This window comes from Granulibacter bethesdensis (assembly GCF_001889545.1).
Lineage (GTDB): Bacteria > Pseudomonadota > Alphaproteobacteria > Acetobacterales > Acetobacteraceae > Granulibacter > Granulibacter bethesdensis_B.
The window spans coordinates 1,966,612-1,990,364 of record NZ_CP018194.1 but is presented as its reverse complement, the minus strand read 5'-3'; the positions used below and the strand labels follow the sequence as shown (position 1 = coordinate 1,990,364).

20 protein-coding genes and 1 riboswitch are annotated in these 23,753 nt (G+C 57.4%); of the genes, 14 read left to right on the top strand and 6 right to left on the bottom strand.

All coding sequences use genetic code 11. The features are described 5' to 3' along the window. Nucleotides 1-99 precede the first annotated feature (99 nt). From GbCGDNIH8_RS09120 to atzF, 13 genes are all read left to right on the top strand, one after another. Nucleotides 100-417, top strand: coding sequence for a hypothetical protein (locus tag GbCGDNIH8_RS09120; RefSeq protein ID WP_072572936.1), 318 nt, complete (start codon nucleotides 100-102; stop codon nucleotides 415-417). 54 nt (nucleotides 418-471) lie between these two features. Then, nucleotides 472-3,387 (top strand): hemagglutinin repeat-containing protein, encoded by a 2,916-nt coding sequence (locus GbCGDNIH8_RS09115; RefSeq protein ID WP_301335576.1) that lies wholly within the window; start codon nucleotides 472-474, stop codon nucleotides 3,385-3,387. Nucleotides 3,388-3,391: 4 nt separating this feature from the next. Beyond that, nucleotides 3,392-3,787, top strand: a complete 396-nt coding sequence (locus GbCGDNIH8_RS12935; RefSeq protein ID WP_157692610.1) for a hypothetical protein — start codon at nucleotides 3,392-3,394, stop codon at nucleotides 3,785-3,787. 81 nt (nucleotides 3,788-3,868) lie between these two features. After that, the gene (locus tag GbCGDNIH8_RS09110) at nucleotides 3,869-5,062 is read left to right on the top strand and encodes a hypothetical protein (protein ID WP_072572934.1); all 1,194 of its coding nucleotides are present in this window, start codon (nucleotides 3,869-3,871) and stop codon (nucleotides 5,060-5,062) included. 67 nt (nucleotides 5,063-5,129) lie between these two features. After that, entirely contained in the window at nucleotides 5,130-5,459 is a 330-nt protein-coding gene (locus GbCGDNIH8_RS12930) for a hypothetical protein (protein WP_157692609.1), read from the top strand. An 81-nt stretch (nucleotides 5,460-5,540) separates the two neighbouring features. Beyond that, nucleotides 5,541-5,822: a hypothetical protein gene (locus GbCGDNIH8_RS09105; RefSeq protein WP_072572933.1), complete on the top strand. Its 282-nt coding sequence runs from the start codon at nucleotides 5,541-5,543 to the stop codon at nucleotides 5,820-5,822. 170 nt (nucleotides 5,823-5,992) lie between these two features. Then, a riboswitch (guanidine-I (ykkC/yxkD leader) is annotated at nucleotides 5,993-6,106 on the top strand. Between the two features lie 110 nt (nucleotides 6,107-6,216). Next, entirely contained in the window at nucleotides 6,217-7,290 is a 1,074-nt protein-coding gene (locus GbCGDNIH8_RS09100; RefSeq protein ID WP_072572932.1) for a putative urea ABC transporter substrate-binding protein, read from the top strand. Between the two features lie 29 nt (nucleotides 7,291-7,319). Next, complete coding sequence (locus tag GbCGDNIH8_RS09095) at nucleotides 7,320-8,147, top strand: ABC transporter permease (protein WP_253736001.1); 828 nt, start codon at nucleotides 7,320-7,322, stop codon at nucleotides 8,145-8,147. After that, nucleotides 8,144-8,941 (top strand): ABC transporter ATP-binding protein, encoded by a 798-nt coding sequence (locus GbCGDNIH8_RS09090; protein ID WP_072572930.1) that lies wholly within the window; start codon nucleotides 8,144-8,146, stop codon nucleotides 8,939-8,941. The genes GbCGDNIH8_RS09095 and GbCGDNIH8_RS09090 overlap by 4 nt, the downstream gene beginning before the upstream one ends. 87 nt (nucleotides 8,942-9,028) lie before the next feature. Beyond that, nucleotides 9,029-9,763, top strand: a complete 735-nt coding sequence (locus GbCGDNIH8_RS09085; RefSeq protein WP_072572929.1) for an urea amidolyase associated protein UAAP1 — start codon at nucleotides 9,029-9,031, stop codon at nucleotides 9,761-9,763. 3 nt (nucleotides 9,764-9,766) lie between these two features. Further along, nucleotides 9,767-10,411 (top strand): urea amidolyase associated protein UAAP2, encoded by a 645-nt coding sequence (locus GbCGDNIH8_RS09080; RefSeq protein ID WP_072572928.1) that lies wholly within the window; start codon nucleotides 9,767-9,769, stop codon nucleotides 10,409-10,411. Nucleotides 10,412-10,428: 17 nt separating this feature from the next. Then, nucleotides 10,429-14,022 carry an urea carboxylase gene (gene uca, locus GbCGDNIH8_RS09075; protein WP_072572927.1) on the top strand — a complete coding sequence of 1,198 codons (3,594 nt, stop codon included), beginning with the start codon at nucleotides 10,429-10,431 and terminating at the stop codon, nucleotides 14,020-14,022. A 1-nt stretch (nucleotide 14,023) separates the two neighbouring features. Next, entirely contained in the window at nucleotides 14,024-15,802 is a 1,779-nt protein-coding gene (gene atzF, locus GbCGDNIH8_RS09070) for an allophanate hydrolase (protein WP_072572926.1), read from the top strand. Between the two features lie 148 nt (nucleotides 15,803-15,950). On the opposite strand, the gene GbCGDNIH8_RS09065 is transcribed toward atzF, so the two are convergent. The 3 genes from GbCGDNIH8_RS09065 to GbCGDNIH8_RS09055 are packed head-to-tail and all read right to left on the bottom strand — an operon-like array spanning nucleotide 15,951 to nucleotide 18,647. Next, complete coding sequence (locus GbCGDNIH8_RS09065) at nucleotides 15,951-16,862, bottom strand: polyphosphate kinase 2 family protein (RefSeq protein WP_072572925.1); 912 nt, start codon at nucleotides 16,860-16,862, stop codon at nucleotides 15,951-15,953. After that, the gene (locus tag GbCGDNIH8_RS09060; RefSeq protein WP_072572924.1) at nucleotides 16,859-17,617 is read right to left on the bottom strand and encodes an SDR family NAD(P)-dependent oxidoreductase; all 759 of its coding nucleotides are present in this window, start codon (nucleotides 17,615-17,617) and stop codon (nucleotides 16,859-16,861) included. Before GbCGDNIH8_RS09060 ends, GbCGDNIH8_RS09065 begins: the two co-directional genes overlap by 4 nt. Nucleotides 17,618-17,651: 34 nt before the next feature. Beyond that, complete coding sequence (locus GbCGDNIH8_RS09055) at nucleotides 17,652-18,647, bottom strand: endonuclease/exonuclease/phosphatase family protein (protein WP_157692608.1); 996 nt, start codon at nucleotides 18,645-18,647, stop codon at nucleotides 17,652-17,654. Nucleotides 18,648-18,958: 311 nt separating this feature from the next. On the opposite strand from GbCGDNIH8_RS09055, the gene GbCGDNIH8_RS09050 reads away from it, so the two are divergent. Continuing rightward, entirely contained in the window at nucleotides 18,959-20,206 is a 1,248-nt protein-coding gene (locus GbCGDNIH8_RS09050) for a porin (protein WP_072573769.1), read from the top strand. A 64-nt stretch (nucleotides 20,207-20,270) separates the two neighbouring features. On the opposite strand, the gene GbCGDNIH8_RS09045 is transcribed toward GbCGDNIH8_RS09050, so the two are convergent. The 3 genes from GbCGDNIH8_RS09045 to GbCGDNIH8_RS09035 all read right to left on the bottom strand — a co-directional run bounded on the left by GbCGDNIH8_RS09045 (nucleotide 20,271) and on the right by GbCGDNIH8_RS09035 (nucleotide 23,741). After that, a complete protein-coding gene (locus GbCGDNIH8_RS09045; protein ID WP_095206448.1) occupies nucleotides 20,271-21,401 on the bottom strand; it encodes a GNAT family N-acetyltransferase in 1,131 nt (376 codons plus the stop codon). Nucleotides 21,402-21,521: 120 nt separating this feature from the next. Next, the gene (locus GbCGDNIH8_RS09040; protein ID WP_072572922.1) at nucleotides 21,522-21,986 is read right to left on the bottom strand and encodes a RidA family protein; all 465 of its coding nucleotides are present in this window, start codon (nucleotides 21,984-21,986) and stop codon (nucleotides 21,522-21,524) included. A gap of 111 nt (nucleotides 21,987-22,097) precedes the next feature. Continuing rightward, nucleotides 22,098-23,741 (bottom strand): TSCPD domain-containing protein, encoded by a 1,644-nt coding sequence (locus tag GbCGDNIH8_RS09035; protein WP_072572921.1) that lies wholly within the window; start codon nucleotides 23,739-23,741, stop codon nucleotides 22,098-22,100. Between the last annotated feature and the right edge of the window lie 12 nt (nucleotides 23,742-23,753).

Sequence of the window (23,753 nt, the reverse complement as noted above, 5' to 3'; positions counted from 1 at the left end):
AATAATTTGAAAATAAAGCTGATTCCTTTGTTGGTCTTGGTAAAGCATTAGGTTGTTCGTCCAGATTATGCCCCCAAAAATGCCATGGGATATTGAGAAATGAAAAAGAGAAATTTTGAGGAGGCAAAAACTAGAGCAGAATTAATGCTAAGAGATAGAGTGAAATTTATCGAAATTCCGGATGATATAAATATATTGGATGATCAATTTATTCAAGGAGATGGCTTTTGGATATTTTTTATGAATAAAAATATTACTCTCCATCCAGAGGATTGGTTTTTAAAACAATTTTCTGCTTATATTGTAGGAGAAACAGGGGGAGGGGGCTACATGAGAGACTTAAGGAAGAACCCGATCGAGTTGCAAAAAGCTTTGGACGGATTAGCTATTGCTTATCGTTCCAATACCGATAAATAGTTTTAAATAGAAAACATTTAAAAATAAAATGCCCTTTCCTTCGTCCAGTCGGGGATAGATTACCACCACAACACGGTATCGACGCGGACGGAGGCTGTGTTTTCGGTTGGCAGCACAGTATCGGGTGATACTGTTTCGATTGTGTCAGGCAAGGACATCAATATTGTCGGGTCTGGCGTTGTCGGCACGGGGAACGTGGTGCTGGACGCTGCCGGTGACATCTCGATCCGGAGCGCGCAGCAGACGCTGAGCCTCACGGATTATCAGAATGACAAGAAAGCCGGTGTTTTCAGCATGGGGAGCAGTGCGATCCCTGTCGCTGTTGGCGCGGGATTGCAGCAGAACAGCAGCACGACGACGACAACGCAGGTGACGAATGTCGCCAGCGCGGTGGGCTCTCTGTCGGGTGATCTGACCGTGCATGCCGGTGGTGCGGTGACGTTGAAGGATGCTCATCTGTCTTCTGGCGGTGATATGGCGATCATCGGCAAAAGCGTTACTTTCGATGTGTCTCACGACACGACGACGCAGACACAGTCACAGAAGACGAATTTCTCTGGCGTGACGGCGTCGCTGAGCGGTGTTGTGGGGAATGCCTACACCTCTGCGGCGGTTGCGGCGTCGGATCGCCAAACTGATCCGCGTCTGCAGGCTCTGGACGGGGGGCAGGCGGCCTATGCCGGGTATCAGGCCTACAAGGCGGTTGATGCGGCGACGTCTTCTGGCAAGAACGGGCAGTTGTTGCAGGTTGATGTGATGGCTGGAACCTCCAGCAGCGAGAACCGTGCGGGTTATTTCAGCAGCACGGCGCAGGGGAGCAGCGCGGTTGCTGGCGGTAACCTGTCTGTCGTGGCGACGTCTGGTGACATCACGGCCCGTGGGGCGACGCTGAGCGGTGGCCGGAATGTTGCGCTGGTCTCGACGGGAAACATCGTTCTGCAGTCAGCGGAGAACAGCACGCAGTTCAGCAACGACAATGTTTCGAAGTCTGCTGCTGTGGGCGTGTATGCCGGTATTGGCACGCAAAGCACAGGCTATGGTGTTGAGGGGAGCGCCAGCTGGGCTCAGGGTGGCACGGTTGCCAGCAGCAGCACGCCTGTGAACACGGTGGTGGCGGCCGGGAACACGCTGACGCTGATCAGCGGCAAGGACACGCGTCTTGAAGGCGCAGATGTGGCCGGGAACCGCGTTGTTGCGAGTATAGGCGGCGATCTGATCCTGAAGAGCACACAGGCGACAGCGAGCGGCAGCAGCAGCCAGAGCGGTGGTTCGGTGAATGTGCAGATCGGCATCACGGGAACCAGTGGCGGCTCTGTCTCTGCTGCGACGGACCATATCGGGAATGGCTATGCCTCTGTGGTGTCGCAGACCGGAATTTTTGCCGGGAATGGTGGTCTGAACATCACTGTCGGTGGCAATACCTCGCTGACCGGCGCTGTGATCTCGAGCACCGCGCCTGCGAATGACAATGTGCTGAACACCGGTTCTCTGACGGTCAGCAATGTGGAGAATCATTCGAACTCCTCTGCGGTTTCTGTGATTGCCAGCGCGTCGAGCAGCGGTGTCGGCAGCGGCGGCGGTGTATCTCAGACGAACGACAATGCCCACAGCACGACGCTGTCTGCGATCACGAACAATGTTGGTGTGACGGTGCGTGACGGCACTGTTCCGTCGACCCTGCTGCGTCCTGAGCAACTGACGGCGAATACGGCGCTCGGGACGGTGACGGGCGGCGTTGCTGGCAGCGGCGGGACTGCGCTGCAGACGACGAACGGTGTGCAGAACAAGTTCGATCCGCAGCAGACGCGGAATGATCTGGCGTTCAGTCAGGGCGCTGTACAGCTGTTCGGTCAGGTTGCGAATGAGGTTGCCGGCGCACAGATCCGCAAGGCAGGCTGGAAGGAAGACAGTGCGGCGGCTCTGGCACTGCATGCGGTTATCGGTGCAGCGCAAGGTGCGATCGCAGGGAATGGCAGCGCCGGCAGCATGCTGGCTGGAGGACTTGGCGCTGCTGCTGGCACGTATTCAGCGGCGCAATTGCAGCAATATCTGTGGCAGGACTATCTGCATGGCGGCTCGATCCGTCCTGACAGCGCCATTGGCCGTGTTGTTATTCTCATGGCGAGTGCGGCTGTAGGTTCTGGCGTGGGCGCGCTGACAGGGGTTGGGAGTGGAAGTGCTGGTATCAGCGCCATTCTGGGTGGCTCTGCCGCCGCCAGTTCCACACTCTACAATCAGGAAGAGCCTCTTGATGAAGAGGTTGCACGCCCTGTTGGCCCGGATGGGAGGCCACTGACAGATGAGGAAATTTTCAACGCGCATAACTACGGTGTAGCCTACCGCGAGCTTGCGGAAATTGATCCGGAGAATCTGGCGCTTCAGACGATCGCGCCGAAAAATTATGTGCCGACGCGTGAAGATGTGGGGAGGCTGGAGCAGGCGCTGGCAGAGGCGCGGGCGATGCAGGCAGAAGCGCGGGAGATCAAGAATCTCAATACCACACCTGAAGGGTGGCAGACACTTATCAAGAATGCCCCGGTGGGTACAGAAACTGTTGCTGAGGCCGATCAGGCAACATTGAATGCCCAGAAGACACTGTTGAATGTTCTCTCTAATCGGAGCAACAATTTATCAAATTTATACAAGCTGAACGGAGATTTTGTTGGTACGCCTATCGGTGGTCCTGGCACCCCGCGTGAAATGCCTGCGAGTGCTAACCCTGATGAAACCGCTGAACAGTTCGCTTTCAAGGCATTCAATGGTAGAAAAGCAGAAAGTATAGGTTCAATTGCCGATAAACCTGGAGCATGGATTGCGGAATTCAGTGATGGTAGTTGGATAACCTTCCGTCCAGCTGGACAGGCTGGTAGGGAGACGTTGCCGACGACCGCAACGGTTGAGATCAATGATCCTATAGTAAAAAAAATAAATAGAAATAATATCCTAAAGCTAAAATTTCCCCGGGAATAGAACGATGTATAATCAATTAATTATTCAATCCTATCAGAATAGTATTTATCTCCTGAGTATCACAGAGATGTGTCCTAGTGCTATTCTTCCTGAAATAGAAGACTACGAGAAAATTTCAGGTGGATCGACATGGAAGAACAGAGTGATTGGTTTTATTGAAGCTTGCTGCAACACGGGGATCGCAGAAATTGATACTGGAAGAGAAATATCTGCACAGGAAGCCATCGACAATCTAAAAAATACTGTTCGAAAGATCGAAAATGGCGCGCCTTGGTATGGCTATCAATTATATTCTACTGCATATGGTAAAGAATTAATAAAAACATTTAATATAGATGAAGTTAATGCTCCTCTTTCTTGGTCATTTTTAGAATGGGCGAAGTTACATCTGTTAAAGTAAACTGGCGATATCACGACTTATAGTGCGACACTGATCGGCGTTGCTGGCAGCGGCGGGACTGCGCTGCAGACGACGAACGGTGTGCAGAACAAGTTCGATCCGCAGCAGACGCGGAATGATCTGGCGTTCAGTCAGGGCGCTGCACAGCTGTTCGGTCAGGTTGCGAATGAGGTTGCCGGCGCACAGATCCGCAAGGCAGGCTGGAAGGAAGACAGTGCGGCGGCTCTGGCACTGCATGCGGTTATCGGTGCAGCGCAAGGTGCGATCGCAGGGAATGGCAGCGCCGGCAGCATGCTGGCTGGAGGACTTGGCGCTGCGGCTGGCACGTATTCAGCGGCGCAATTGCAGCAATATCTGTGGCAGGACTATCTGCATGGCGGCTCGATCCGTCCTGACAGCGCCATTGGCCGTGTTGTTATTCTCATGGCGAGTGCGGCTGTAGGTTCTGGCGTGGGCGCGCTGACAGGGGTTGGGAGTGGAAGTGCTGGTATCAGCGCCATTCTGGGTGGCTCTGCCGCCGCCAGTTCCACACTCTACAATCAGGAAGAGCCTCTTGATGAAGAGGTTGCACGCCCTGTTGGCCCGGATGGGAGGCCACTGACAGATGAGGAAATTTTCAACGCGCATAACTACGGTGTAGCCTACCGCGAGCTTGCGGAAATTGATCCGGAGAATCTGGCGCTTCAGACGATCGCGCCGAAAAATTATGTGCCGACGCGTGAAGATGTGGGGAGGCTGGAGCAGGCGCTGGCAGAGGCGCGGGCGATGCTGGCAGAAGCGCGGGAGATCAAGAATCTCAATACCACACCTGAAGGGTGGCAGACACTTATCAAGAATGCTCCTGTAGGCACGGAAACTGTTGCTGAGGCCGATCAGGCAACGTTGAATGCCCAGAAGACACTGTTGAATGTTCTCTCTAATCGGAGCAACAATTTATCAAATTTATACAAGCTGAACGGAGATTTTGTTGGCACGCCTATCGGTGGTCCTGGCACACCGCGTGAAATGCCTGCCAGTGCCAACCCTGATGAAACCGCTGAACAGTTCGCTTTCAAGGCATTCAATGGTAGAAAAGCAGAAAGTATAGGTTCAATTGCCGATAAACCTGGAGCATGGGTTGCGAAATTCAGTGATGGTAGTAGCATAACCTTCCGTCCAGCTGGGCAGGCAAGTGAGAGAACGTTGCCGACGACCGCAACGGTTGAGATCAATGATCCGCTTACAAAATCAATAAACAATGGTAATATCCTAAAGCTAAAATTTCCTCACGAGTAGAATGATGTGTAACGAATTAATTCTTCAATCTTATCAAAGTAGTATTTATCTTCTGAGTATTACAGAGATGAGTCCTTATGCTATTCTTCCTGAAATAGAATCCTATGAAAAAATTTCAGGTGAATCGACATGGAAGCACAGAGTGATTGGTTTTGTTGAAGCTTGCTGCGACACGGGAATCGCAGAAATTGATACTGGAAGAGAAATATCTGCACAGGAAGCCATCGACAATCTAAAAAATACTGATCCAGAAAGCGATGATTTGCTTTGGTATGGCTATCAATTATATTCTACTATATATGGGAAAGAATTAATAAAAACATTTAATATAGCCGGTGTTAAAGCTCCTCTTTCTCCATCTTTTTTAGAATGGGCGAAGTTACATCTGTTAAAGTAAACTGGCGATATCACGACTTATAGTGCGACACTGATCGGCGTTGCTGGCAGCGGCAGCACGTCGCTGCAGACGACGAACGGTGTGCAGAACAGGTTCGATCCGCAGCAGACGCGGAATGATCTGGCGTTCAGTCAGGGCGCTGCACAGCTGTTCGGTCAGGTTGCGAATGAGGTTGCCGGCGCACAGATCCGCAAGGCAGGCTGGAAGGAAGACAGTGCGGCGGCTCTGGCACTGCATGCGGTTATCGGTGCAGCCGCAGGATACGACGACGCAGACGCAGTCGCAGAAGACGAATTTCTCTGGCGTGACGGCGTCGCTGAGCGGTGTTGTGTGTGGGGGGGGGCACCTGCACGTCTGTGGTGATTGGGACCATTTCAGTCCGGCCTCCACCAAGTCCAGAGCGGAGCCTGTGGCACAAAAAGAAGGCATCTGTGCGCTTATAAAACAAGCAGCAAGATGCCTACTGTGAGCCGTAATCGTATTGATGTCTTAAAATTCTGCTGATCACGTGATTGGCATGCATCGTGCTAGGTAATGTGTGCGACTAGGGTTCCGGCTGTCTGTGCAGTGACTGGTCCGAGAGTCGCAATCCGGTACCTCCTTTTGGGAAAGGGCTGGACACACGGCGGGATAAAAGCCCGGGAGGTTCAAGCCGAGGGGAACGGTTTCCGTTCCTGTCGGGCAGGCCTCTTTCTCGCCTTCCCGCAGAGCCATCGCTCCCCCCGGAGACACGAAACGTAGATCCGGAGTTCCGAAGATGGCCTTTTCCTTCAAGAACATGACGATTGCCGCCACGGCTCTGGCTTGTGCCGTGACCTTTACCGCCCCCGCACAGGCGGCCGAAAAGACTGATTTCAGGATTGCATGGACCATTTATGCCGGCTGGATGCCGTGGCCCTATGCGCAAGAGGTTGGGATCGTCAAGAAATGGGCCGATAAATACGGTATCAAGATCACGTTGGTGCAGGTCAATGACTATGTTGAGTCGGTCAATCAGTACACGGCCGGCAAGTTCGATGGCGTGACTGTCGCCAATATGGATGCCCTGACCATTCCTGCGGCTGGCGGTGTCGATACAACCGCCCTGCTGATAGGGGACTATTCCAACGGCAATGACGGGGTGGTTCTGAAAAAGGCCAAATCACTGAAGGACATCAAAGGCCAGAAAATCAATCTGGTGGAGTTGTCCGTTTCTCATTACCTGCTGGCCCGCGCACTGGATTCAGTCAATCTGTCGGAAAAGGACGTTAAAACCGTCAACACATCCGATGCTGATATTGTTGGTGCAGCGGCCAGCCCGAATGTCACCGCCGTGGTCACCTGGAACCCGCAACTTTCGGAAGTGCTGAAGAACCCCGAGATGACCGAGGTCTTCGATTCCAGCAAGATCCCTGGCGAGATCATGGATCTGACCGTGGTTAACAGCCAGACTCTGAAAGACAATCCGAAGCTGGGCAAGGCTTTGGCGGGTGCCTGGTATGAAACCATGGCCCTGATGACCCGGAATGATGAGGCCGGCAAGGCCGCCCGCGCCGAGATGGCCAAATTGTCGGGGACCGATCTGCGTGGTTTCGAATCCCAGTTGAAGACCACTTTCCTCTATGCCGATCCCAAAGCCGCCGCGGCCTTCACGCGCAGCCCGGAGGCTTTCAAGGCCATGGATCTGGTGCGGAGCTTCTCGTTCGAACACCACCTGCTGGGCGATGGCGCCAAAAGCAAGGATGTGGTCGGCATCAGCTTCCCCGGCGGGAAGGTTCTGGGCGACACAAAAAACGTCAAGCTGCGCTTTGACGATACCTATGAGCAACTGGCGGCTGACGGCAAGCTGTAAGCATCGCCCGCCCCTGACGGAGAATGCTCATGGCGCGACGATTGATCAACCGGGATCCCGGAAAAATAGAACGGCTCTATCTGGGATTACTGCCCTTTATTGTCCTGATTGTGTTGTATGCCACCGCGTCAGCGATGCGGCTGGCCGATAATCCTGCCGACAAGCTTCTGCCCAGCTTTACCGCGCTGGGGGAAGGAATTGCGCGAGTGGCCTTCCAGGCTGATCCCCGCACCGGTTCCGTGCTTCTGTGGACCGATACGGCCGCCAGCCTGATGCGTATCGGCATCGGTCTGACGGTTGCGACAATTCTGGCATTGCTGGTGGGTATCGCCAATGGCATCCTTCCCTATGTCAGGTCCGGGTTGTCGCCGTTGGTGGCGGTTATTTCCATGATCCCGCCGATGGCGGTGCTCCCCATCCTGTTCATCATCTTCGGTCTGGATGAATTGTCGAAGGTGGTGCTGATCGTCATCGGTGTTGCTCCATGTCTGATGCGCAACCTTCAGGCCCGCGTGCAGGAAATGCCGGGGGAGCAACTGGTCAAGGCCCAGACCCTCGGGGCATCAAGCTGGCAGATCATTGTACGGGTGGTGTTACCACAGATGCTGCCACGCCTGATCGAGTCCGTGCGGCTGTCGCTGGGACCGGCCTGGCTGTTCCTGATCTCGGCCGAGGCGATCGCGGCGGATGTGGGGTTGGGCTATCGCATCTTTCTGGTCCGGCGTTACCTCGCCATGGACGTGATCCTGCCTTATGTCGCCTGGATCACCTTTCTGGCTCTGCTGTGTGACCTTGGCCTGCGTCTGCTGAACCGCACTTTGTTTCCGTGGCTGGATGCCGGGCGGAGGAGCGCATGACCCAGGTTTCCGTCTCCAATGTCTGGAAAGAGTATGATGGCCAGGTGATCCTGGAAAAGGTCAATCTGGAAGTCGCCCCTCACTCCTTCGTGTCCATTGTCGGGCCGTCCGGCTGCGGCAAATCGACCTTTCTGCGCATGCTGTTGAGTCAGGAAATCCCCAGCCGGGGTGAAATCCGCATTGATGGCGCCCCTCTGCCCCCTGAGCCGACCGAGGAACGTGGCGTGGTGTTCCAGCGCTATTCGGTGTTCCCGCATCTGACGGTATTGCAGAACGTCGCCTTCGGGCTGGAGATGAAGGCTGCCCCCATTCTGGGCCGCCTGTTCGGCGCCAGACGTCGTGCTCTGTTTGACCAGTGCCGCGAGATCATCACAGCGGTAGGGCTGGATCATGCGCGGGACAAATACCCCGCCCAGTTATCCGGTGGCATGCAGCAGCGTCTGGCGATTGCCCAGGCCTTGATCAAAAAACCTAAGGTGCTGCTTCTCGACGAACCCTTCGGAGCGCTGGACCCAGGCATTCGTGCCGACATGCACGAATTGATGCTGACCCTGTTCGAGGAAACCGGTCTCACTGTTTTCATGGTCACCCATGATCTGAAGGAAGCCTTTCATCTGGGTACCCGGTTGATCGCTTTTGATCACTACCGTACCCGCCCCGAAGAAAGAGGAGTCTACGGGGCGACGATCACTTTCGATCTGCCGCTGGAGCGAACCAGTTCGAAGCAGAAGACCGAAGCCATGAGCGTGTTGAAGGACAGGCTCGGCACCAGCGGTGAAAGCGACTTTCACTAACTGATTTCACTCTGGCCTGCCGGGACGACCCGGCCAGAAGCAAAAGGCCCTGTTCGGCGGGACGACCTGCCGGGGAGACAGAGGATTATGAGTCAGGACGTTCTCTATCGGGATGTAATTCCCGGCGGCAAACACTGGTCTTTCACGCTCAAGCGCGGCACCTTGCTGCGCCTGACCGATCTGGAGGGTGGGGCCAATGTCGGCATGCTGTTTTACAACCCCACCAACCTGCTGGAGCGCTATAATGCGCCCGACAGCCTGAAGTGCCAGCACAGTTTCAAGCTGACCCGTGGCAATTGTCTTTATTCCGATATGGGGCGGATTTTCTGTTCGATCATCGAGGATAGTCTGGGTTGGCACGACACTGTCTGCGGCAACAGCACCAAAACCAGCATTGCCCATAAATGGCAGCATGTGGATTACCAGACCGGTTACAATGACTGGACACAGAACGGCCATGACAGCTTTCTGGTGGAAGGCGCGAAATATGGTCTGGGGCGGCGCGATCTGGCCTCCAACGTGAACTGGTTCAGCAAGGTGGCCGTTGCCGCCGATGGAACTCTTCTTTTCGACGCCACGCATTCCCGACCGGGTGCGCATGTGACGCTGCGCTTCGAGATGGATACGCTGGTCCTGCTGCATACCTGTCCGCATCCCCTCAATTCGTCCGCCAGCTATCCGCGCCGCCCGGTTGCCTATGAGCTTCTGAAAGCGGAGCCGGTCGCCGAGGATGATGTCTGCAAACATTTCCGGCCTGAAAATGAACGCGGTTTTGAAAACAACCGTATCTATCACCTGTGTTCTTGCGGATCGGAGGGCTGAGCCATGATCAGGGAAAGCAATCTCGCGCCTGAAAACGCCAGCTATCGCAGCACGGTCAAGGCCGGTGATTACTGGATGCATGTGGTCAAGGCCGGTCAGACGCTCCGTATCGTCGATCTGGAGGGCAACCAGTCTGCCGACACCCTGTTCTTTTCGGCCAAAGATTCGTCAGAGCGCTATTCGGCTGAGGATACCATCCGTGAGCAGGGAAATGTCTATCTGACCACCGGCAGCAAGCTCTATTCCCAGGACGGCAATGTGATGCTGGAAATCACCGCCGATACAGTGGGCCGCCACGATACTCTGGGCGGGGCCTGTGCCGCTGAATCCAACACGGTCCGCTATGCTCTGGAAAAAAAGACCATGCATGCATGCCGTGATTCCTGGCTGCTGGCCGTGGCCGAAAACGATCATCTGGGCCTGACCAAACGGGACATCGCCCACAACATCAATTTCTTCATGAATGTGCCCGTAACGCCCGAAGGCGGCCTGACCTTCGAGGATGGGCTGTCGGCACCCGGCAAATATGTCGAGATGATCGCGGCGATGGATGTGATCGTGCTGATCTCGAACTGTCCGCAGCTCAACAACCCCTGCAATGCCTACAACCCCACGCCCATCGAAGTGGTGGTGTGGGACGCGGCCTGACGAAAAGGGGTTCTGCCATGTTCGATCATGTTCTGGTGGCCAACCGGGGTGCCATCGCCTGCCGTATTTTCCGCACGCTGAAAAAAATGGGCGTGGGCACAGTGGCCGTCTATTCCGAGGCCGATCGCCATTCCCGTCATCGCCTGATGGCTGATCAGTCGGTCTGCGTCGGTCCTGCACAGGTTTCCGGAAGCTATCTGGATATCGAGGCCATCATCGCCGCCTGCAAACAGACCGGCGCGCAGGCGGTGCATCCCGGCTACGGTTTCCTGTCGGAGAATGCCACTTTTGCCCGTCGTCTGGCCGAGGAAGGTATTCGCTTCATCGGCCCTTCTCCTGAGCATATGCGCATCTTCGGGCTGAAGCATACTGCCCGAGAGGCCGCTCAGGCCTGCGGCGTGCCGCTGTTGCCCGGTACCGGTCTGCTGCCCGATTTGCAGGCCGCCCATGAAGCCGCCGGGCAGATCGGCTATCCGGTCATGATCAAGAGCACCGCAGGCGGCGGCGGTATCGGTTTGCAACTCTGCCGCAGCGCTGATGAACTGGGGCCTTTGTTTGAAACGGTGCGCCGTCTGTCGGAAAGCAATTTCAAAGATGGCGGCATCTATCTTGAAAAATATGTCGCCCGGGCCCGACATATCGAGGTGCAGATTTTCGGTGACGGTCAGGGCCATGTTGTGGCGCTGGGCGAACGTGACTGCTCATTGCAACGGCGCAATCAGAAAGTTGTCGAGGAAACACCGGCCCCCAATCTGCCCACTGCTACCCGTGCCGCCATGATGGATGCAGCAATCAGGCTGGGCCGTCATGTCGCTTATGAATCCGCCGGAACGGTGGAATTCATTTATGATGATGAAGCCGACCAGTTTTATTTTCTGGAAGTGAATACCCGCCTTCAGGTCGAGCATGGCGTGACCGAGCAGGTCACCGGCGTGGATCTGGTGGAATGGATGGTGCGTCAGGCTGCGGGCGAACTGTCCGGTCTGGAAGCCCCCACGTCCCGGGGGGCCTCGATTCAGGTCAGGCTGTACGCTGAAGATCCTGGCAAGGGGTTTCTGCCCAGTTCGGGCCGTCTGACCCATGTCGCCTTTCCCGACGGCGATGTCCGCGTGGATAGCTGGATCGAAAGCGACACCGAGGTGACGCCTTATTACGATCCCATGCTGGCCAAGATCATCGTGACCGGTCAGGACCGTGCCGAAGCCCTGAGCAAATTACAGGACGCTCTGGCCCATACCAGTGTTTACGGTATCGAGACCAATCTCGATTATCTGGCGACCATCGCCGGGTCCGAAATGCTGTCCTCCGGCAAAGTCAGCACGCGGGCGCTGGGGGATTTTCCCTATCAGCCCTCGACTATCGATGTGCTGACCCCCGGCGCGCAAAGCAGCCTTCAGGATTGGCCGGGACGTCTTGGTTACTGGGATGTCGGCGTGCCACCCAGCGGCCCGATGGATGCATTGTCCCACCGGCTGGCCAATCGCCTGCTGGGGAACCCGTCAGAGGCCGCAACTCTGGAAATCACCCTGACTGGCCCCACCCTGCGCTTCAACGCCCCCACGGAGATTGCTCTGGGCGGGGCCGAGATGGACGCGACGCTGGACGGGCAGCCCGTGCCCTTCTGGCAGGCGATCAGGATCGAGGCCGGTCAGGTGTTGACCATCGGGGCCGCCAGACAGGCGGGCAACCGTGCCTATCTGGCAGTCCGTCATGGTTTCGATGCTCCGGTCTATATGGGAAGCCGCGCGACTTTTGCTCTGGGTCGTTTCGGCGGTCACGGCGTTGGCTGTCTTCGCACCGGCGATGTGCTGCGTCTGAACAGAAGCGGTGCCGGTCCCGTCCATGAAGCACCGCTCGACCCGACCCTGCGGCCAGCACTGACCCGCGACTGGCGGATCGGTGTGTTGATCGGTCCGCACGGTGCCCCTGATTTCTTCACAGAAACCGACATCGCCACCCTGTTCGAGGCCGAGTACGAGGTGCATTTCAACAGTGCGCGCACCGGCGTCCGACTGATCGGCCCCAAACCAGACTGGGCCCGCACCGATGGCGGTGAGGCCGGGCTGCATCCCTCGAACATCCACGACAATGCCTATGCGGTTGGGGCGCTGGACTTCACCGGGGATATGCCGATCATTCTGGGGCCAGACGGTCCGTCACTGGGTGGCTTCGTTTGCCCGGTCACCGTGGCCTGCGCCGAGTTATGGAAAATCGGCCAGTTGAAACCGGGCGACAAGCTGCGCTTCGTCCGGCTCGATATCGACCAGGCCGATGCCCTGCGCCACGCGCAGGATGCGGCCCTGAAGACCCTGCATGCTGTGACTGCGCCCGCCTTGGGCCCGCCCGCACCGGAAAGCCCGGTGCTGGCGCGTTTCCGCGAAGGCAACGAGGCCGTGCTGCTGCGTCAGTCGGGCGATGACAATCTGCTGGTGGAGTTCGGGCCGCTTGAACTGGATCTGAGTCTGCGTTTTCAGGCCCATGCCCTGATGGAGCGGCTGAAAGCGGAAAATCTGCCGGGATTGCTGGACCTGACACCGGGAATCCGTTCGCTTCAGGTTCATCTCGATCCCGACCGCCTGTCCATCGGCAGAATGCGTGGATTGCTGGCCGCGGCGATTGCCGATCTGCCTCCGGTCGATCAGATCAGCGTGCCGACCCGTACCATCCATATGCCGCTCTCCTGGGATGATGAATCGACCCGACTGGCGATCCGTAAATATCAGGAACTGGTACGCCCCGACGCGCCCTGGTGCCCGTCCAATATTGAGTTCATCCGCCGCATCAACGGGCTGGCCGATGAGCAGGCGGTCAAGGATGTGGTCTATAATGCCCGCTATCTGGTGCTGGGGCTGGGCGATGTCTATCTGGGAGCGCCGGTGGCGACGCCGCTGGACCCGCGTCACCGTCTGGTCACCACCAAATATAATCCGGCCCGCACCTGGACCCCCGAAAACGCTGTCGGGATCGGTGGGGCCTATATGTGCATCTATGGGATGGAAGGCCCCGGCGGCTATCAGTTCGTCGGACGCACGGTGCAGGTCTGGAACACCCATCGCCAGACCACCAATTTCAGGGATGGCAAACCCTGGCTGCTGCGTTTCTTCGACCAGATACGGTTCTTCCCCGTCTCGGCGCAGGAACTGGCCGAAGCCCGCGACGCCTTCCCCTATGGCGGTTATGAGCTGAAGACGGAAGAATCAGTGTTCAGACTGGCGGATTATCACCGCTTTCTGGCTCAGAACGCCGACAGCATTGCCGCCTTCAAATCCCGCCAGCAAGCCGCCTTCGAGGCCGAGCGTCAGCGTTGGAGGGAACTGGGACTGGCAGCCTATGTCTCCGAGGATGACGCGGCTGCTCCGCCTGAGGACGTTTCTGCCTTGCCGCCCGGTGTGATGGCAGTGGACTCCCCCATTCCCGGCAATGTCTGGAAAGTGCTGGTTGAAACTGGCCACAAGGTTCAGCCCGGACAGCCTGTGGCCATTCTGGAATCCATGAAAATGGAAATGGAGGTCAAAGCCTCCGTCTCCGGCGTGGTGCGGGAGGTGCTGTGCCAGACGGGTAAAACCGTACAGGCCGGGCAGCGTCTGCTGCTGATCGAGGAGGAAGCCTGACATGACACTGAGCATGACCCTCGCAGGAATTCAGGCATTTCTGGCTCAAGGCGGCACCGTCGAGCAGGTGGTCACCGAGGCTTATGACCGCATCACGCGCTATGGCGACAAGGCGGTATGGATTGCTCTGCGTCCTCGCGAGGAGGTATTGGCGGAAGCCCGGGCACTGGATGCTTCCCCCGCAGCCAAGCAACCACTTTACGGTGTTCCTTTCGCCGTCAAAGACAATATCGATGTGGCCGGTTTGCCATGCTCGGCTGCCTGTCCGGCTTTTACCTATTCTCCGGACCGCGATGCGACGGTCGTGGCGCGGCTGCGGGCAGCCGGAGCCATCGTTCTGGGCAAGACCAATCTGGATCAATTCGCTACCGGCCTCGTCGGCACACGGTCTCCGTTCGGGGCACCGCGCTGCGTGTTCGATCAGGAATATATCTCGGGCGGATCAAGCTCAGGCTCTGCTGTCGCTGTGGCGGCAGGGTTGGTGGCTTTCTCTCTGGGGACCGACACGGCTGGTTCCGGCCGGGTACCGGCAGCCTTCAACAATCTGGTCGGGGTGAAACCCACCAAAGGATTGCTCAGCACCAGCGGGGTCGTGCCGGCCTGCCGCTCCCTTGATTGCGTCACGGTCTTTGCTGCTTCGGTGGCAGAGGGAACGCAGATCCGCCGGGTCGCCGAGGGCTATGATGCAGCAGATCCGTATTCCCGCCCGTCGCAAAAGCGCAGGCTGCCACATGTTGGCATCAGATTAGGCGTTCCAGGACAGGATCAGAGGGAATTCTACGGCAATACCGCTTATGCCGCTCTTTATCAGCGGGCGCTGGATGAGATGATCTCTCTCGGTGCTGAGCTGGTGGAGATCGACTTCGCACCTTTCCGCGATGCAGCCAAACTGCTGTACGGTGGCCCATGGGTTGCGGAAAGGCTGGCAGCGGTCGGTGATCATCTGTCCCGCGCACCGGATTCTTTTGATCCGGTGGTACGGAGCATTGTCGAAAGTGCGAATACCCTCTCGGCAGTGGATGCCTTCCGTGGCCAATACGAACTGGCAGCGCTGACTCACCAGGCCAATACCCAATGGGCCAGGATGGATATGCTGCTGCTGCCCACGGCCCCGACCATTCACAAGGTCGAGGCGGTGATGGCTGATCCTGTGCGCCTGAACAGCCAGTTGGGGCATTATACCAATTTCGTGAACCTGCTGGATTGTGCCGCCATCGCAGTGCCGGCGGGTTTCACCGAAACGGGGTTGCCTTTCGGCGTTACTCTGGTGGGACCGGCTTTCAGCGATGATTCATTAGCCTTGATCGCCGATCGCCTTCATCGCCAACTGGAATCCAGCTATGGACAGCATCGTGCTTCGTTGCCCAATCCTGCGCTTCAGGAGGCTGACCCGGGACAGATCGCGCTGGCTGTGGTCGGGGCCCATCTGTCCGGGCAGCCCCTGCATTGGCAATTGACGGAACGCAATGCCACTTTGCTGGCACGGACCAGAACAGCGCCCGATTACCGGCTTTATGCTCTGGCTGATACCACCCCTCCCAAACCGGGCCTGGTCGCTGATCCGGAATTCACCGGGGATGGCATCGAAATCGAAGTATGGAGCATGGACGCGGAAGCGTTCGGCACGTTTACGGCTCTGGTTCCTGCGCCACTGGCCATCGGCACTTTGCGTCTGGCTGATGGAACCTCTGTCAAAGGCTTCGTCTGTGAACCGGCCGGTCTGGCCGGAGCACAGGACATTACCAAATTTGGAGGATGGCGCGCCTATTTAGCGCAGTGACCTGTTACCCGATACGGGCCACCAGACAGATCGGCCATCGCTCGAAGGCTGCTCATCAGGTGTGGTGGTATTTCTGTTGTCGAAACCCGCTATGGGAGAGAAAAACGCACGCCATATCGATGTGTGTTTTTCGTGCCATCCGGATCGCTTACTGAGGGGTGTCCGAGCGGTCTTCCAATGCTGCACGCCCTTCATCAAGGGCGGCTTTCTGTTCCTCATTCAGAGCAGGCAGTTGGGGATTGATCTCCTCCAGTGTTTCGATGATCGCTTCTTTTACCAGCAGCCGGGCCATTGGTTTATTATTGGCTGGAATGACGAACCATGGTGCGGCTGTTCTGGCCGTGCCGATAATCGCCTTTTCATAAGCGCGCTGGTAGGCGTTCCAGTATTGCCGTTCCTTTATGTCATCCACACTGAATTTCCAGTGTTTCGTCGGATCGTCCAACCGTGCGAGCAGTCGCTTGCGCTGCTCTTCTTTTGAGATATGCAGGAAAAACTTGCGTATCACGATGCCCTGACGGCCGAGATAGGATTCGAAATGGCGAATATCGCGCAGACGGTTTTTCCAGAATGGCTTGCCGCGCAGTTCCTCCGGAATACCGCTTTTGTCCAGCAGGTGAGGGTGTACGCGGGTGATCAGTACTTCTTCATAATGGCTGCGGTTGAAAATTCCGATCTCCCCGCGCTGGGGCAGGGAAAGGGAAACGCGCCAGAGGAAATCATGATGAATCGCTTCCGGGCCGGGTTGCTTGAATGCTCGGACCTGCACACCCTGCGGGTTCACGCCGGACATGACGTGGCGGATCGTGCCGTCCTTGCCGCCGGTATCCATCGCCTGAAACACACACAGCAACCCGTATGACTGGGATGAATACAGCCTTTGCTGAAGGTCTGACAGGCATGCTGTGCGCTCTGTCAGGTAATCAGTGATTTCCTGACGGGACAGATCGATCTCCGGCTTACGATCCGGATCGTGATCGGCAAGCCTGAATTCCCTGCCGTTATCAATCCGGCAGGTCATGAGGAACTGCCGGACTGTTTCACTGATCGCTTCGTTCATGCTGTGCGCCGGTGCATGGCAAGGGGGCCGGAAGCCTGATCCACAGACATGATCTCCATGCGATTGATGCTCACATGGGGCGGTAATGTCAGCAGCCAGGCTACCGTTTCCGCAATGTCTTCGGACATCAGAGGCCGCATGCCATCGTACACGGCCGCCGCCTTGTCAGCGTCCCCGTTGAAGCGGACCTGACTGAATTCTGAACCAGCTGCGGCCCCCGGTTCCAGATTGGTGACACGAATACCGGTTCCGATCAGGTCGGCACGAAGATTGAGGCTGAACTGTTTTACAAAGGCTTTGGTTGCGCCATAGACGTTGCCGCCGGGATAGGGATAGGTGCCGGCGATACTGCCGATATTGATTACCAGCCCGTCGTTCCGTGCCACCATCGCCGGCAGGATCGCGCGGGTAATGTGTATCAACCCGCTGACATTGGTGGCGACCATCGTATCCCATTGTGCCAGATCGGTCTGATGGGCAGGCTCCAGCCCCAGCGCCAGCCCGGCATTATTGACCAGCACGTCAATCTGCCGCCATTCCTCGGGCAGGGCATCAGGCAGGGAGGCGGTGGCAATGGGATCGGTCACATCCAACCGGTAGGGTAGAACGGCTTCTCCCAGGTCAGCTTCCAGTGTCTCCAACCGGTCAACGCGACGGCCTGCGGCAATGACGCGGTGACCGTCCCGGACGGCACGGCGGGTGATGGCCTCACCGAAGCCGGATGTGGCACCTGTCACGAGAAGCGTTTTGCTCATGGTCTTTTCTCTCCGTAGTCCGGTCGCTGTCTGTTTAGTGAGGCAGGGGAGGAGTCAGCCGGATTGATACCGGGCAGTGATCGGATAATCCATCACGGCTGTCCGGTTGAATCAATTTCCCCGGCGGCATGCGTGTCCAGGGAAGCTGATAACGCATCGCCTGCCCCTCAGGTTTGGACGTAGTGCCCGCACCATATGTCATGACACGCAGGCTTTCCGGGTTGATCCAGCTGCGTGCGGCGCCACCTGCCAGAATATGGTCGATAAAGGAGGCGCCATGGTGGCAGGGGTCGCGTCGGCCATCCGTCAGCAGCTTGAGCGGTGTCACCTGTTCCATCCGTTGCAGGACGTCATCGCCGGGACGAAGCCAGCGGTTGAAATCCCCCAGAATCAGAAAGGGAACCCCCTCCCGTTTTCGTTCTGCGATCCATCCGGTCAGCGGAATGGTCTGGGCCTGTAAGGTTGCACAGGCTGGCCGCAGACTTTTCGCAAAAGCGTCCCGCCTGCATCCGGCTTTCAGATGCACGGTCAGCAGCCGCAGCCTGCCGCCACCGGCGGATATTGGCAGGTCCACTGTAATATCTGCTCCGCTGCGCAGATGATGGGCAGCATGGGGGCCATAGACATCCAGCCCTGACAGATCGGGATTTGCCGTCACCGTCAATCCACGCCGGACCACAAAGCCGACGCGCTGTGCCACCTTGTCGCCGCTGAGATGAATCACATAGCGGTCGGACGGGAACAGGCGGCGCAGAATATCCGGCCCGGCTACTTCCTGCACGGCGATAATATCGGCATCCAGCAGGGCCGCATAATGGCTCAGGCGGCTGATGTCCTCCGTTGTGCGATGTGGCGCATCAGGAGGCAGCTTCGCCTCGCTGCCTGGCTCTGTCAGCCAGTCCAGATTCCATGTCGCGATCTTCAGTCCACCGGCAAAGGGCGTTGTTACTGGAGAAGTCAGCTCTGCCGCTTCTGCCCTTGAGATAAGGGAAACGGTCGTCCGATCGGAAGGTGCCTTAAAAACAGGCATTCCTTTGTAGAAAAGCCACGGGATCAGGAACAACGTTGCTATCAGAAGCGTTCGGAAACGGAATGAACTATTTTTCATCATTTTCTTATCAAAATGCTCAAGTCATGATCGTATTGAGCAAGGATGGCGCAGGCAGCCCGTTTTGTAACTTGAGGGTAATCTTATCCTGATCTTCTGGCTCTGGCATGGATGACGCTTGTTCTGCTTATTGAATGATACGGAGGCAGAGTAAGTTGTATTTTTGCAACATGCTCTGGCACGACATCTGCAATGGGAGGGATGCGACACGATTTCTCAAGGAGACTTCCTTCATGCGTCATGCTCTTGCATCCATTTTGCTGGCGTCGGCGAGCGTTCTGGCTTCTGGTGCGGCTCAGGCTGTCCAGGCGGCTCAGGCGGCAAAGTGGACCGACAGCATCAAACTGGATGCGCAGCTTGATGGCGGCTTTGTCATCAACGGGAACACGCCAGATAATGGCGTCAATTTCGGCCAGTTGTTCACCGATCGCTCCGATCAGGCCACGCTGAATCAGGCGGCCCTGACGCTGCATCGTGATATCGACAGCAACAGCAAAGGGTATGATTTCGGCTTCAACCTGCAACTTATCTATGGTTCGGACGTGCGTTACCTGCCGTTCCTGGGTGAGTTCAACAAGATGACCAGCGACCGTTACAAGCTGGTGCCCTTGCAGGCCAACGTTGCCGTGCATACGCCATGGCTGTTTGAAGGTGGTATCGATTGGAAAATCGGCCAGTACATCTCTCCAGTCGGTTTTGAAACGATCGACCCGGCGACCACACCTTTTTATACACACTCCTACACATTTAACTTTGCCGTGCCCTTCCAACACACCGGCTTCCTCAGCGTGTCGCATGTCTCGCCGATGATGGATGTGTATTTTGGCGTCAATACCGGTAACTTCACCACCTTTGCCGGTGGTGATAATAACAGCCGCCCCTCCGGCGTGTTCGGGTTCCAGTTCAATAACTTGATGAATGGCAAACTCAGCGTGCTGGCGTTGACCAATATCGGTCCGGAAACAGGGTCTCTGGCCGTTGGTCCTCAAATTGCCAATAGTGCGCTGCGTTTTTTCGATGATATCGTGATTGGCTACAAAGCTTCCGAGAAGACGACCCTGACGCTGGAACTCAACTATCTGCGTGATGAAGTGATCAATGCTGAATCCTTCAGCACCGTTGGTTATTATTCCCACGTCTTCAATGATCACTGGACCTTCAATGCACGGGTCGAAGTGTTCCGTGACATGGATAATTATTTCATCGCCGGTTTCAAGGAAGCCAATGGTGGTTGGAAATCCATCAAAGGTCTTTCCACACCTATTATCACCGCTCCCGGTCCGGGCACGTATGGCGACCTGACGCTGGGCGTGACCTGGAAGCCGAACCTGCCCAAGCCAATTGCCGGTTTGATGCTCCGTCCGGAAGTCCGCTATGATCGGTCCCTGAACGGTGCTCGCTCCTTTGTTTACAGCGATACCAACCCCATGGGTCACAATGGTCAGTTCCTGTTTGCTGCGGATGCTATCCTGCAGTTCTGATCATTCCGGTTGTTTCAGAAAAGGCGGGCACTCCGGTGCTTGCCTTTTTTATAAAACAGACTGATCAGTCCTGTGTTTTTCGAAAGGGAGACAGTATAGCAAGGGCCGCCATTTCTGCCTGCATGGCGGGTTTTTCAGCAGCCAGATAGGAAGCGACGGCCTCTGACAGGCCACGATGGGCAATCCAGTGTGCGGAGTAAGTGGGAACGGGCAGATAACCGCGCTGGATTTTATGTTCACCCTGCGCTCCGGCTTCGACACGGCCCAGCCCGTTGGCAATGGCGAAATCAAGTGCACGATAATAGCATAATTCAAAATGCAGAAACGGGTATGATCCCCGACAACCCCAGTTCCGCCCGTACAGCGCATCATCGCCCATCAGATTGAGCGCGGCTCCCGCCAGATCATGCTCGGACGACGCCGTCATCAGCACAACGGCGTCTCCCATACGTTCAGAGAGGGCGGTAAAGAAGTCCCGTGTCAGGTAGGCCCGTCCCCATTTACGATCCACCGTATCCAGATAAAATTCGTAAAATGCATCCCAGTGCCTTGGTTTGATGTCGTCACCGCGCAGCGTTTCGAACACCAGGCCGGCTTCATTGGCATCGCGCCTCTCCCGGCGGAGTTGTTTGCGTTTGCGGGATGACAGAGCTTCCAGAAAATCGTCGAAGCTGTGATAGCCGTTATTCTGCCAATGAAACTGGGTGCCGATCCGGGACATAAAGCCAAGCTGTTCCAGAGCCTGCGCTTCTTCCTGCTGGCAGAAGGTGACATGCACGGAAGACAGGTCCAGTGCCTGACATGTCCGGATCAGTGCTTCACCAAGCATGCCGGGTGATACACCGGGACGATGCAGCAGACGCGGGCCGGGGACGGGGCTGAAGGGAACGCAGCTTTGCAGTTTGGGATAATACTGGCCGCCCGCCTGCTGGAAGGCTTCGGCCCAGCCCTGATCGAAAACGTATTCGCCGCGGCTATGTGATTTGGCGTAAAGTGGCACGATCCCCACAATATCACCCGCAGGATCGGTCAGGCTCAGATGTTGGGGCAGCCAGCCATTGCGGGGCGTGACCGAACCGCTTTCCTCCAAAGCCATGAAAAAACCATGGCTGATGAAAGGATTCCGGCTCCCGGCGCAGGCATTCCATGCAGCGGCAGGGATAGAGGATGCGCTGCGATGCAGGTGGGCAGTCATATCCCGCGACGTTTCCGGCTCCATATGCTCATCCACTTGCGGAGCAGTTCATATGGTGTATCCACGCGCCGTGGAAAGTCTCTTTACCGGCGCGCGATACGAAAGAAAGCTGAACGCAGATCAGGCGATTTCGAACAGACCCTCGACCTCGACAATGGCATTCCCTGGCAGGGAGGGAACCCCGATCGTCGCACGTGCATGGCGGCCCAGATCGCCGAATACCTCGACCGCCATGTCAGAGGCACCGTTCATAACCAGCGCATGCTGGGTGAATTCGGGTGCGGCAGCGATAAAGCCACCCAGACGCACAACGCGGCGGACGCGGTCCAGATCGCCACCGGTGGCGGCTTTCAGATGTACCAGTACGTTGATAAAGCAGGTGCGGGCCGCTTCAATGGCGTATTCGACGCTCTGTTCAGGCAGGCGCCCGGTATAGGCGATCTTGCCGTCTTTCGCCGGTACCTGCCCCGAAATCACCGCCAGAGAGCCGGTGACGACCCATGGCACATAATTCGCGATGGGCGCCATCGGCTCGGGCAGTACGATGCCGAGATCGGCGAGACGGCGTTCGATGGAATGTGCCATTGGGGTCTCCTCTGACGATGCACTGTTTTCAGGTAGCCTAGCACACGACTTGTCTGCGTCTCTATGGCCCCCTTATGCCACTCGTCCAGTGGCGGGCTTGAACGCGGCCCTTCACCCATTGACCAGCCGAAGCCCACGCCTGCGGGATCGGGCAGAGATTTTGCTCATGTCATGTGGCAGATCCAGCGGCAGCAGGGGGGCGATGGTATCTTCATCCTCATTCCGCCCTTCGACCACCCGCCCTTCGACCACAGGGGCCGGGGTGACGGCCTGATGCGTATAGCTGGCGGCGAGATGACGTACGACATAATCCGGGATGGAGGTCGCGCGATCCACCGAGGGATCGCCCTCGACCGTACCAGCCGGTCCGAAATCGGTCAGGGCCAGTGCCTCCACGAAGCGATCCAGTCTGACACCATGTTGCAGACCGATGCTGATTGCCTGTGCCAGACATTCGGTCAGACCCCGTGCCGTGGGACTATCCTTGGGCAGAGAGATGGAAATCTCGCCCAGTCGTCCATCTGCATATTCTCCCGTGCGGAGAAACACGGTGTGGCCGCCGACCGTTGCCCGCTGTGTATAACCCCGTCGCCGTGCGGGCAGATCCTCGGCCTGAACGGACAGGACCGGAGTGGTGGAAGCATCCTTGTCCGGCTCTGCTGCCGGACGGGCTTCCATCATATGGATGAAGGGTGCAACCGCATCATGCATCGCGATGCGGGCGGCCGTGTCGGCGGAGGGGAACACGCTCTCGCCCCGGATCAGCGCTGCAATGGCATCCTCTGCACGCAGGCCGCGGGCCAGCAGCCAGTCCTGCGCAGATTCGGATAACGCGCCTTCGCTGGTCAGGGGGGAGAAGCCGGGGGCAATACCGCTGATGCGTACGCCCAGCAGGGACTCTACAATCTGCGGTGGCAAAATGGCGGTTGTGGCTCGGTGCCTCAGCCCGCCCAGTGGGGCGGACTCGCAGGCCTGTCTTGCGGCTTCCGCCAGACCCTGCAATGGGCAGGAGAGAGGCAGATTGCGGGAGACGACGCTGCTTGCGGCTTCTCCGCCACCCAGACTCCGCGCCGTGATGGCGGAGGCGTGATCGGCGCAGGCGCGGATGAAGGCGACCAGACAGCGGGCGGTATCGCGGGCTTCCTGACTGGCATAGGCCAGCCCGGCTTTGTCGAGCAGCGCCGCCAGCCCGGTCGGAGACACAGCAAGGCGGCGGGCGGAAGGAACCGCCAGCGTCAGCGCCAGGACGGCATCGGAGACTGCCTGCCCCAGTGCCGCGACATCCAGACCATCGGTCCGAGTGTAGAAAGCAGGCAGGTTGATCAGGAAGCTCGGTGGGGTCAGCGCATCTTCCTGCCCGGTCCAGAGCGAGACGCCAGCCGTGCCGCGCCGGTCGCGCAGCATGGTGTGCAGGGAGGCCCCCAGCGTTTCATGCAGTCCCGCCCGGCAGGCAGCTTCGTCCAACGGTGTGATCCAGCGATCAGCGGCCAGTACGGCGTCGATACGGTGTCCAAACGGGGTCGGGCGGGCAGCACGGCCACGTTTCGGTCGAGGCGGGGTCGCCATTTCCGTGCACAGCGCCGCCAGGGCCGCTGCGGCATCGTCAGACCATGACACCGGTATGCGGATGGCACGTGGATCATCATCCGGGCTTGGCGCGGCCAGTACATCGCGCATGCGGATGCCATGCCAGATGGACTGACCATGATCGGCGTGATCGGCAGCCGGGACAGGGGGAGAAGGACGCTTGTTCATAGCCGTTATAGT

Bases quoted from the DNA above. Each gene is read 5' to 3' on its own strand.
- GbCGDNIH8_RS09050 (WP_072573769.1), top strand. From the start codon at position 18,959: ATGCGTCATGCTCTTGCATCCATTTTGCTGGCGTCGGCGAGCGTTCTG.
- GbCGDNIH8_RS09045 (WP_095206448.1), bottom strand. From the start codon at position 21,401: ATGACTGCCCACCTGCATCGCAGCGCATCCTCTATCCCTGCCGCTGCA.
- uca (WP_072572927.1), top strand. From the start codon at position 10,429: ATGTTCGATCATGTTCTGGTGGCCAACCGGGGTGCCATCGCCTGCCGT.
- GbCGDNIH8_RS09100 (WP_072572932.1), top strand. From the start codon at position 6,217: ATGGCCTTTTCCTTCAAGAACATGACGATTGCCGCCACGGCTCTGGCT.
- GbCGDNIH8_RS09095 (WP_253736001.1), top strand. From the start codon at position 7,320: ATGGCGCGACGATTGATCAACCGGGATCCCGGAAAAATAGAACGGCTC.
- GbCGDNIH8_RS09060 (WP_072572924.1), bottom strand. From the start codon at position 17,617: ATGAGCAAAACGCTTCTCGTGACAGGTGCCACATCCGGCTTCGGTGAG.
- GbCGDNIH8_RS09080 (WP_072572928.1), top strand. From the start codon at position 9,767: ATGATCAGGGAAAGCAATCTCGCGCCTGAAAACGCCAGCTATCGCAGC.
- GbCGDNIH8_RS09040 (WP_072572922.1), bottom strand. From the start codon at position 21,986: ATGGCACATTCCATCGAACGCCGTCTCGCCGATCTCGGCATCGTACTG.
- GbCGDNIH8_RS12930 (WP_157692609.1), top strand. From the start codon at position 5,130: ATGAGTCCTTATGCTATTCTTCCTGAAATAGAATCCTATGAAAAAATT.
- GbCGDNIH8_RS09085 (WP_072572929.1), top strand. From the start codon at position 9,029: ATGAGTCAGGACGTTCTCTATCGGGATGTAATTCCCGGCGGCAAACAC.
- atzF (WP_072572926.1), top strand. From the start codon at position 14,024: ATGACACTGAGCATGACCCTCGCAGGAATTCAGGCATTTCTGGCTCAA.
- GbCGDNIH8_RS09120 (WP_072572936.1), top strand. From the start codon at position 100: ATGAAAAAGAGAAATTTTGAGGAGGCAAAAACTAGAGCAGAATTAATG.
- GbCGDNIH8_RS09055 (WP_157692608.1), bottom strand. From the start codon at position 18,647: ATGCCTGTTTTTAAGGCACCTTCCGATCGGACGACCGTTTCCCTTATC.
- GbCGDNIH8_RS09035 (WP_072572921.1), bottom strand. From the start codon at position 23,741: ATGAACAAGCGTCCTTCTCCCCCTGTCCCGGCTGCCGATCACGCCGAT.
- GbCGDNIH8_RS12935 (WP_157692610.1), top strand. From the start codon at position 3,392: ATGTATAATCAATTAATTATTCAATCCTATCAGAATAGTATTTATCTC.
- GbCGDNIH8_RS09090 (WP_072572930.1), top strand. From the start codon at position 8,144: ATGACCCAGGTTTCCGTCTCCAATGTCTGGAAAGAGTATGATGGCCAG.
- GbCGDNIH8_RS09065 (WP_072572925.1), bottom strand. From the start codon at position 16,862: ATGAACGAAGCGATCAGTGAAACAGTCCGGCAGTTCCTCATGACCTGC.